Consider the following 8,857-nt stretch of genomic DNA (forward strand, 5'->3'; position numbering starts at 1 on the left):
CCCGTATAAGTAGCCGATAAATAGCATTTTGAAGAGCATGACAGGATCAATGGAAGGACGGCCATGGGTTTCGCTGTAGTAGGGGCGTACCCTTTCTCGAATAAACGTGAAGTCTATGTACTTGTCGATATAACGCAGCAGATGATCCTCAGGGACCATGTGCTCGATGCAAACCAATTCATAATCCAATTGGGGGTCGGGCTGATGAGTGTAGAGCATGAGAGCACCACGCTTTCTGGATAATGATTAACTAAATTATACCATATTAACGCGGTGCCGCGTTAAATATAAGGAACAAAAATAAAGACCGCCGAGATTTTCTCGACAGTCTGAGTAGCCTGTTACGGCTACTCCTTTTCATTTCTAGTTGGGTATAACCTTTACCGTCTCGTTCCAAGACAGCTGCGGTAAGTAAATGTAAACGTCTTTTGGAGTGTTGTCCCAAGTGTCATGGACAATTACGTATCTAAACCATGCATTGTTCTCGTCGGTATCTTGATATTCTTCATAACCAATACCAGTTACGATTTTGTGTAATACGATTTACATTGCATTACGAGCTGCCTCTGGCCTCTAAAAGACAAGAGCAGGAATGAACCCTCCTTTCGTAGTTGGCTACTCTCTGGACTGTACAAAGCATTTGAACTTACAATAAAAGCTTCTAGGCAATGTGCTTTGCATTAGCCGGGCAAGAGCGCATAGAGTCGGTTTCCAGTTTGTCCCCGCTAAAGTCGCCCGGAAATCGGCTCTTATTTATTGCAGCAAGTCACTGGGCAAGGAACAGCCCAGTGTTGCATACAATCTAATCGTTAGCCGTTATCATAGAAACTCACAAGATAAGGAATTAATTGCAATCAAATCACTAAAAAGTAATAAAAGTTTTTTAAGGTGGACGAAGAATATCGACAAGTAACTTGCGGCGAAAAGCTGGCGTCATGCTGAATACTTGCTCGACCGTCTGCCTTCTGTATCCGAACGGGCCCCACCATATTGGCGGGATCAGATCAGGGAACAACGGCAGAAGCCATCGGCTGATTTGACCGAATCCCGCGGTTTCGCAGCGCGAAATGGACGAAGGAGGCGAGCGATGAGATCGGTTCTACGGCTGGAGCTGGAGGAAGCGAAGGCGATGCTGGAGGCGGCGAAGCGGGCCGCTCAGGAGGCGGGCGCGCTCGAGACGATCTGCATCGTCGACGAAGGAGGCTATGTCATCGCCTTGGAGCGGATGAACGGCGCCCGCCTGACGGGCCCCGAGTTGGCTATGGCCAAGGCGTTTACGGCGAGCGCGCACAAGCGCTCCACCCATCTGTTCAACGAGCCGGGCGGCGCCGCGACGACGACGGGGGAGGCGTTCGGCATCCACGCCATGTTCCCGGGGAAGTTCGCCATCTTCGTCGGCGGCTTTCCGATCGTCGTGAACGGCGAAGTGATCGGGGGTATCGGTGTCAGCGGCGGCACCGGGGAGCAGGATAAAGCCGTCGCCGTGGCGGCGCTGAAGGCGCTGCAGACGCATCTGGGCGCCGATTACGAGGTGTTGGCGCAGACGGACATCCGGAAATAGCGGACGGCGTGTTCGCGCCAAAAGGGCAGCTTTACCGTTCGTTGCGAACGGAAGCTGCCCTTGCTCGTTTTTCTTCGTCAGGCGGCCAGCGAGACGAGCGAAGGAACGGTCATGTAGAGATACGCCGGGACCGCGAGGAACAAAAATTTCCGATCCGACGAAGGAGATTGCGGCCCTTCCGACGAAGCCTTAAGTTGTCGTTGCTGAATTTCGCAGACCACGAAGCCATTTAGCGTTGCGCAGTCCCTAAGCGATCTTGCGCGCAGGCCCGGCCAACAATCAGACGCGGCTGATCCGATCCGGCACCGACCCCTGCAGCCCATACGTCTTACGGGCCGCAGATTGGACGATCCTAGAAAGACAAGACAGGTTCTCGTCCTTCGAAAAAGGCATCAAAATCGGCAAAGGAGCGTTTGCGACATGGCTTATAACAGCATTATTTTGCGTGTGGAAATGAATCATGCCCGGATTCATTTCGGGGACGTGGCTTCGGCGATCGGCCGGGCGGGAGGGGATATTACTTCCATCGACGTCATCCGCCCCGGACAAGATCTGTCCATCCGCGACATTACCGTTCACGTGACGGAAGAAGGGGAAGCGAAGGTCGTCGAGGCGTTGAAGCAGCTCGAAGGTCTCCATCTTATCAATGTGTCCGACCGGACATTCCTGGCCCATCTCGGCGGCAAAATTTCCGTCCAGCCCAATCTCGCGATCCGCAATCGGGACGACCTGTCCCGCGTCTATACGCCGGGGGTAGCCCGGGTGTCGACGGCGATTCACGAGGCGCCCGACAAAGCTTATTCCCTGACGATCAAGCGGAACACGGTCGCCGTCGTGACCGACGGCACGGCGGTGCTCGGGCTCGGGGACATCGGGCCGTATGCGGCCGCTCCGGTCATGGAAGGGAAAGCAATGCTGTTCAAGCAGCTCGCCGGCGTGGACGCCTTCCCGATCTGCCTGGACACGAAGGATACGGAAGAGATCATCCGGACGATCAAGGCGATTGCGCCGATCTTCGGCGGCATCAACCTGGAGGATATCAGCTCTCCGCGCTGCTTCGAGATCGAGACGCGGCTGACGGAGGAGTTGGACATCCCGATTTTCCACGACGACCAGCACGGAACGGCGATCGTGGTCATCGCCGGCATCCTGAACGCGCTCAAGGTGGTGGGCAAGCGAATGGATCAGGTGCGCGTCGTCGTGAACGGGATCGGCGCCGCAGGCGTCTCGATCTGCAAAATGCTGCTGGCGGCGGGCGTGCGCAGGCTGGTGCCGGTCGACCGGGACGGCGCGATCGTACGGGGCGGAAGCTATCCGCACCATCCGATGTGGCAATGGCTGGCGGAGCAGCCGCAGGTCGAAGCGGAGGCCGGCAGGCTGCAGGACGTCATTCGCGGCGCGGACGTCTTCATCGGCGTCTCCCGAGGCGGCGTGCTGTCCGCGGAAGACGTGCAGGCGATGGCGCCGGACCGCATCGTTTTCGCCATGGCGAACCCGCAGCCGGAGATCGATCCGGAGACGGCTCTTCCCCTCGTGAAGGTGTTCGCGACCGGGCGAAGCGATTACCCGAACCAGATCAACAACGTGCTCGTCTTCCCCGGCTTGTTCCGAGGAGCGCTCGACTGCCGGGCGCGGCGCATCAACGAGCCGATGAAGCTGGCGGCCGCGCGGGCGATCGCCTCCGTCGTCACGGAGAACGAGCTGAACGCCCAGTACATCATTCCGAGCATTTTCAACGAGCAGGTCGTCACGAAGGTCAGGCACGCCGTCATCGAAACGGCCATCCTGACGGGTGTCGCCCGCCGGACGCCACCGGATTTTCGATAAGCGGAGCAAGTGCCGATTGCCGGCGAAGGGCTGGCCGCTCAGCCCTTCGCTTCTTTTCAAAGACAAAGTTCCTTCACCGACGCTATGCCGTATTTCCTACTTCTGAACTCGGAATATACCCCTGCGTCTCTTTTTTTTCCATTTGGAGGCTCATCCCCTTACCTCAGACGTTGTCCGCGCTGCTCGGCGAGCTGTACGTGTCGGCCGCGCTTCAGAAGCACTACGAAGGCGAAGCGGACCTGGAGCGTATCGTGGCCGAGATGAAGGGCGAGCTGGCCAAGGACCGCAAAGGCGAGTGGGGAAGCGGCGGCGCTTCGGCGCCGGTCGGCTTCCTCGCGCGGTAAGGGAAGCCGGCGGCGGGCGCTAAACGGGCGGGCGGCCGGAGGCGTTCGCCCCTCGGATCAGCAGCGAGAACTCGAACAGCACGACGACCGAGCTGATCCATCCGCCGCCGAAGGCGAGCGCGGCGGTCACGTCGCTCGCGTACGCCTGGCTCAAATAGACGGCGGCGATGCCCACGAGCAGGCAGGCCAGCAGGACGGCGAGGCTGAGTCCGATTTTCAACCAACCGTGCCGGGCGGCCCTTCCCGCGAAGTAGGCGGACAGTCCGAAGACGATAGCGGCCAGAATGACGGTCTCGCTCGGGAACGAGAGCGGGACGCCCAGCGGGCCCTCCCGGTCGAAAAGGCGCCGCAGCCCCATTTCGCCGAGCAAGCCGCCGCACAGCCCGAGCATGTAAAAGCCGTACGCGAGCAATCGGTCTTTGCTGCGAATCCAGATGGCGGCAAGCGCCGCGGCGAACACGGGGACGAGCGTTTCCGGACGGGACAACCGCAGGAGGACGTGCATGAAGGGGCTCCAATCCGGACCGAACACGGCGTGCACGACGAGCGGAGCGAGCTCGTCGAATTCGGCGAACTCGTGATTAAGGAAGTCTTCGATGACGGAGATCGCCCAAGTAACGGTGGCCACGCAGACGACGAAGGACAGGGCGACCGCCCACTCCAGCTTCCTTACGGACCGCAGCGAAGCCATCCCGCGTTCGATCCAGCGCAGGCTCGCCTCTTTGAAGCGGATTTTTCTTTTCTTGATGAAGGAATAGACGATCAGATAGGCCGCGACCAGAATGCCGGCGAACAAAAAATATTTGCTCAGCGAATGGTGGAAGTGCTCCCACTGCGGGCCCAATATTTTGCCGAGCGTGATGAACAGCCCCGTCCAGATCAGCGACCCGATATAGGCGTACGTAGCGAAAATGCGGAACGGCAGCCGCGTCACGCCCGAGAAATAGCCGGTAAAATGGCGGACGCCGGGAATGTAGTAGGCGATGAGCAGCACTTTGTTGCCGTAGCGCTCGAACCAGCCCGACACCTTGTCCAGCTTGTCCGCGCCGAGGTGGATGCGGGGCCCGACCTTTTCGAAGAATGGCCTTCCCGCCTTATAACCGATCCAATAAGCGGCCGTCACGCCCAGAGAGCTGCCGATCCAGGCGGCCAGTACGGCGAGCGGCCAGCTTAACGTCCCCTGGAACGCGAGAAGTCCGGCGTAGCTCATCAGGAATTCGCCCGGCAGCGGCAGCGCGAGCACTTCCAGCATCAGGCCGAGTCCGAGTATCCAATATCCGTAATGATCCATGGCGTTCTGCAAAAAGCTCAAATCGCGCGCCCCCCATGAGAGAGATGGTTCCCGGGCCGGTCCAGGTTTCTCTCTATTAGTATAAAGCCCGGACGTTCCGTTCACCAAATCGGCGGCGGGCGATGCCCGAAATTCCCGGCGTACCCGACTCCTCCCCCATCGAATCCCCGATCCCGAACCGTTAGCGCCTTCGGCCGGTCCATCCGCCAAAGGGGCGTTCGCTGGCTTCCCGACGGAGATCGCGCTATGATGGAAGAAAAACATCCGTTTGCGAACAGGAGTTCACAAGACTATGCCTCATCTGCTGATCCGGGGCGTCGGCCCCGAACAAATCCGTTCCGTCAGCCGGAAGCTCACGGAAGAGCTGTCCGCCATCTGCGGGTGTCCGCGCGGCGACTTTCTGCTGGAGGTGCTGCACACGACCGCCGTATCGGCGGACGGCGAGCTCGCCGACTCGTATCCTTTCATCGAGGTCGCCTGGTTCGACCGGGGGCCGGCCGTTCAGGACCGCTTCGCCCAAGCGGTCGATCGCCATATCCGCGAAGCGCTCGGCCTGCCGGAGCTGGAGATCGCGTTCCGCGCGTACCGGGAGCGGGATTATTACGCAGGCGGCATCAGCTTCGGCAGCGAGCCCGGGGACTCGCCTTCGGCCGGTGAGGAGCTGGAGGAGCTGCGCGAATCGAACCGCAAGCTTGCGGAAGAGCTGCGCAAGGCGAGGAAGGCGCTCGCGTCCGCTTCGGGAGGCGGCATGTCGACCCGGCTGCGGGATGCGCTGAGAGAGTAGGAGCTTTGCGGTTGGAAAAGAAAAGCTGTTTTTTGCCGGTCGAATAGGCTATAATTTCGTCAATAGCGATTGTGCTTGATCTACGAATTGACTTTATCGCGACTAGGTGCCGTGCAGCTTGAGAGAGCTGCAGGGGTAAAAGGGAAGCCGGTGCGAATCCGGCGCGGTCCCGCCACTGTAAATCGGGCGGCTCTTCCCAACAGGCCACTGCTTCCGCAAGGAAGCGGGAAGGCGGGGGGGAGCCGCAACGCCCGACAGCCAGGAAACCTGCCTAGAAGCTAAGCCAAGGTGTCCTTCGCGGAAAGGAACGGCTATATCAGGAACGGTCCAGGTCGGACGGCTGCCGCCGTTCGTTTTGGCGATTTCTCTCACCTGATTGGCGGACCCTCTGTTTCCTCGATGGAAACGGGGGGTTTTCTTGATGTGCGGCTTTGTCGAGATTGGCGTTCGTGTTCAAGCGCTTCCCGCTGAAAACATACACTCATGAAGGGGAAGTGAAGGATGAAGCGTTATTTGACAGGTTTGATGTTGCTGGCCGCGCTGCTGGCGGTGCTGGCCGGGTGCGGCGGCAAGGAAGAGAACGGCGGCGCTTCGCCGTCCGCCTCGCCGTCGGTCTCGGCTTCCGCCAGCCCGACGGCGTCCGCGAGCGAATCGGCGTCTCCGTCCTCCGCCGCGGATGGGAAGCATACGGAATACCCGCTCACCGTTCAGGACGCGACGGGACAATCGTTCACGTTCGACAAGGCGCCGGAGCGCATCGTTTCGACGTCTCCGGCGGAGACGGAAATTTTGTTCGCGCTCGGGCTCGGGGACAAGGTCGTCGGCGTATCCGACTTCGACAACTACCCCGCCGAGACGAAGGATAAGCCGAAGGTCGGCGGCATTACGAAGCCGAACGAGGAAGCGATCGTCGGGCTGAACCCCGACCTTGTCGTGACGGGCATCTCCATGCCGGACGAGGTCGTGCAGAAGCTGCGCGGGCTGAAGCTGAACCTGTACAAGACCGAGCCGAAGACGCTGGACGACATTATGCAGGACATTCTGGACCTCGGCGTCATTACGGACACGCAGGCGAAGGCGGAAGAGATCGTCGCCTCCATGAAGGCCGACATCCAGAAGGTGAAGGACGCCGTCGCTTCCGTGAAGCCGGAAGAGAAGAAGAAAGTGTACGTCGAATTCTCGCCGGGCTGGACGGTCGGCAAGGGCGAGTTCATGGACGAGCTGATCTCGGTCGCGGGCGGCGTGAACATCGCGGGCGATACGACCGGCTGGAACGAAATCAGCGAGGAGAAAATCGTCCAGAGCAACCCGGACGTCATTCTGTATACGCTCGGCGTGACGGACGAGAAGACGGGCAAGACGCTGGAAGAGATCATTCGCGGCCGCAGCGGATGGGACAAAATTACCGCCATCAAGGACAACCGCGTCATCGGTCTGGATCAAGACGTGCTGTCGCGTCCGGGCCCTAGAATTACCCAAGGTCTGCTCGACGTCGCCCAAGCGATCTATCCGGACCTGGTGAAGGAATGAGCCGCAAAGGGCTGCTGTGGGGAGGAGCGTCTGCCGCGCTCCTTCTCTTCTCTGCCGTCGTCAGCCTGTCGCTGGGCTCCGCCCGCCTGCCTCTGTCGGAAGTGTGGGGCATTCTGCTTCATCAGGTGCCGGGGTTCTCCGGCGGCGCCGGCTTCGCGGCCTGGCCGGAATCGTCCGGGCAGATCGTTCTGAAAATCCGCTTGCCCCGCGTCGCGCTGGCCATCGTCGTCGGCGCTTGTCTGTCTTTGGCGGGGGCGGGTTTTCAGGGTGTTCTGCGCAATCCGCTGGCCGACCCTTATACGCTCGGGGTGGCGTCCGGTTCGGCGGTCGGCGCCGCCTTCCTCATGCTGACGGGCATGCAGTTCGCCGGACTCGGCCAATGGACGATCCCGATCGTCGCGTTCGGCACGGGGCTGCTCAGCTTGGCCGTCGTGCTGCGTCTCGCCCGCGATCAGGGCAAAATCCGGATGGAGACGCTGTTGCTGTCGGGGGTCGTGCTGCAAGCTTTTCTCGGGTCGATGGTGTCGTTCATGGTGTCGCTCTCGGACAAAGTGGTCAACGAGATCGTCTTCTGGCTGCTCGGCAGCCTCGCCTTGCGCGGTTGGCCGTTCGCGGGCGCGCTGCTGCCTTATTTGGTCGTCGGCCTGGCCGTGCTCCTGGCTTACGCGAGATCGCTCAATCTGTTCGCGTTGGGGGAACGGCAGGCGGCGCATCTGGGCGTGCGCGTAGAACGCACGAAGGTCGTCGTGCTCGTCGTCAGCACGCTGATGACGGCGGGCGCGGTGTCGATCGCCGGAACGATCGGGTTCGTCGGCCTCGTCGTTCCGCATCTGGTGCGGCTGCTGGTCGGGCCGGACTACCGCCTGCTTATTCCGCTGTCCGCGCTGCTCGGCGGCACTTACATGCTGTGGGCGGACACGATCGCGCGCACGCTGCTCAGCCCGACGGAAATTCCGCTCGGCGTCGTCACCGCGTTCATCGGAGCGCCCTTCTTCGCGTATTTGCTGCGCCGGAAGAAGGGCGGGGGCCGAGCTTAGCGTGGGGGAAGGGCGGAAGATGGGAGGCGGAGGGCGCATGAAAGGTCGGAAGGCGGAAGGCGAAAGAAAGGCGAATGAAAGGTCGGAGTCGAAAGCGGAAGGCGAATGAAAGGCGAAAGGCGTTAGAAGTCCGGTGAATTAAGTCAGTTCTTGCCGTCTAACCGGCGTGCAAAATGAGAAGAACAACCCAGCGAGCGCTGGAACTAGCAGGCCTGACACTACCTCCGTTATCACGGATTTCGGTTTTTCGCATGCCGAAATACCGGTTTGAGGTCGTTTTTTCTTAAACCGGCATAGTTTTTTCAGATTCTGAACCGTTGCCGTAAGTATCGCCTGTTCCTGCATGCAGTCCAACCCACGGCTCCGAGCTCGATCCAAGCCATGTACGACTTTGCTTTCGGCAAACACATGCTCACAACGAGCGCGCAACTTTTGCAAATGACGATAGGAACCATTCAACTGAATTTGTCTGGCTTTGTTTCG

General features: G+C 60.0%; 9 protein-coding genes and 1 riboswitch. Of the genes, 6 read left to right on the forward strand and 3 right to left on the reverse strand.

What is annotated here, in order from left to right:
* Window positions 1–219, reverse strand: a 219-nt coding sequence (locus tag G485_RS29295; protein ID WP_027093462.1) for a transposase, incomplete at its 3' end; no start/stop codon positions are given.
* Between the two features lie 868 nt (window positions 220–1,087).
* Between G485_RS29295 and G485_RS0116690 the strand changes: the two genes are divergently transcribed.
* From G485_RS0116690 to G485_RS30030, 3 genes are all read left to right on the forward strand, one after another.
* The gene (locus tag G485_RS0116690; RefSeq protein WP_027093463.1) at window positions 1,088–1,561 is read left to right on the forward strand and encodes a GlcG/HbpS family heme-binding protein; all 474 of its coding nucleotides are present in this window, start codon (window positions 1,088–1,090) and stop codon (window positions 1,559–1,561) included.
* Window positions 1,562–1,981: 420 nt separating this feature from the next.
* Window positions 1,982–3,388, forward strand: coding sequence for an NAD-dependent malic enzyme (locus tag G485_RS0116695; protein WP_027093464.1), 1,407 nt, complete (start codon window positions 1,982–1,984; stop codon window positions 3,386–3,388).
* A 170-nt stretch (window positions 3,389–3,558) separates the two neighbouring features.
* Window positions 3,559–3,732: a hypothetical protein gene (locus G485_RS30030; RefSeq protein WP_156922426.1), complete on the forward strand. Its 174-nt coding sequence runs from the start codon at window positions 3,559–3,561 to the stop codon at window positions 3,730–3,732.
* A gap of 19 nt (window positions 3,733–3,751) precedes the next feature.
* Here G485_RS30030 and G485_RS0116705 read toward each other — a convergent pair whose 3' ends face one another.
* A complete protein-coding gene (locus tag G485_RS0116705) occupies window positions 3,752–5,044 on the reverse strand; it encodes a VTT domain-containing protein (protein WP_027093465.1) in 1,293 nt (430 codons plus the stop codon).
* Between the two features lie 271 nt (window positions 5,045–5,315).
* Between G485_RS0116705 and G485_RS27015 the strand changes: the two genes are divergently transcribed.
* From G485_RS27015 to G485_RS0116720, 3 genes are all read left to right on the forward strand, one after another.
* Window positions 5,316–5,807 (forward strand): DUF1904 family protein, encoded by a 492-nt coding sequence (locus tag G485_RS27015; RefSeq protein WP_084423354.1) that lies wholly within the window; start codon window positions 5,316–5,318, stop codon window positions 5,805–5,807.
* Between the two features lie 87 nt (window positions 5,808–5,894).
* A riboswitch (cobalamin riboswitch) is annotated at window positions 5,895–6,096 on the forward strand.
* 212 nt (window positions 6,097–6,308) lie between these two features.
* Window positions 6,309–7,337 carry an ABC transporter substrate-binding protein gene (locus G485_RS0116715; RefSeq protein ID WP_027093466.1) on the forward strand — a complete coding sequence of 343 codons (1,029 nt, stop codon included), beginning with the start codon at window positions 6,309–6,311 and terminating at the stop codon, window positions 7,335–7,337.
* On the forward strand, window positions 7,334–8,374 hold the full coding sequence (locus G485_RS0116720; protein WP_027093467.1) for a FecCD family ABC transporter permease: 1,041 nt from the start codon (window positions 7,334–7,336) through the stop codon (window positions 8,372–8,374). Before G485_RS0116715 ends, G485_RS0116720 begins: the two co-directional genes overlap by 4 nt.
* 138 nt (window positions 8,375–8,512) lie before the next feature.
* Here the strand turns inward: G485_RS0116720 and G485_RS29300 are convergent.
* Window positions 8,513–8,857, reverse strand: a 345-nt coding sequence (locus G485_RS29300; protein ID WP_205620161.1) for a transposase, incomplete at its 5' end; no start/stop codon positions are given.

Origin of the sequence: Cohnella thermotolerans DSM 17683 (genome assembly GCF_000429825.1) — a bacterium.
GTDB classification, from domain to species: domain Bacteria; phylum Bacillota; class Bacilli; order Paenibacillales; family Paenibacillaceae; genus Cohnella; species Cohnella thermotolerans.

What these genes read in the sequence shown, in the direction of transcription:
- G485_RS0116690 (WP_027093463.1), top strand. Translation starts at nt 1,088, where the DNA reads ATGAGATCGGTTCTACGGCTGGAGCTGGAGGAAGCGAAGGCGATGCTG.
- G485_RS0116695 (WP_027093464.1), top strand. Translation starts at nt 1,982, where the DNA reads ATGGCTTATAACAGCATTATTTTGCGTGTGGAAATGAATCATGCCCGG.
- G485_RS27015 (WP_084423354.1), top strand. Translation starts at nt 5,316, where the DNA reads ATGCCTCATCTGCTGATCCGGGGCGTCGGCCCCGAACAAATCCGTTCC.
- G485_RS0116715 (WP_027093466.1), top strand. Translation starts at nt 6,309, where the DNA reads ATGAAGCGTTATTTGACAGGTTTGATGTTGCTGGCCGCGCTGCTGGCG.
- G485_RS0116720 (WP_027093467.1), top strand. Translation starts at nt 7,334, where the DNA reads ATGAGCCGCAAAGGGCTGCTGTGGGGAGGAGCGTCTGCCGCGCTCCTT.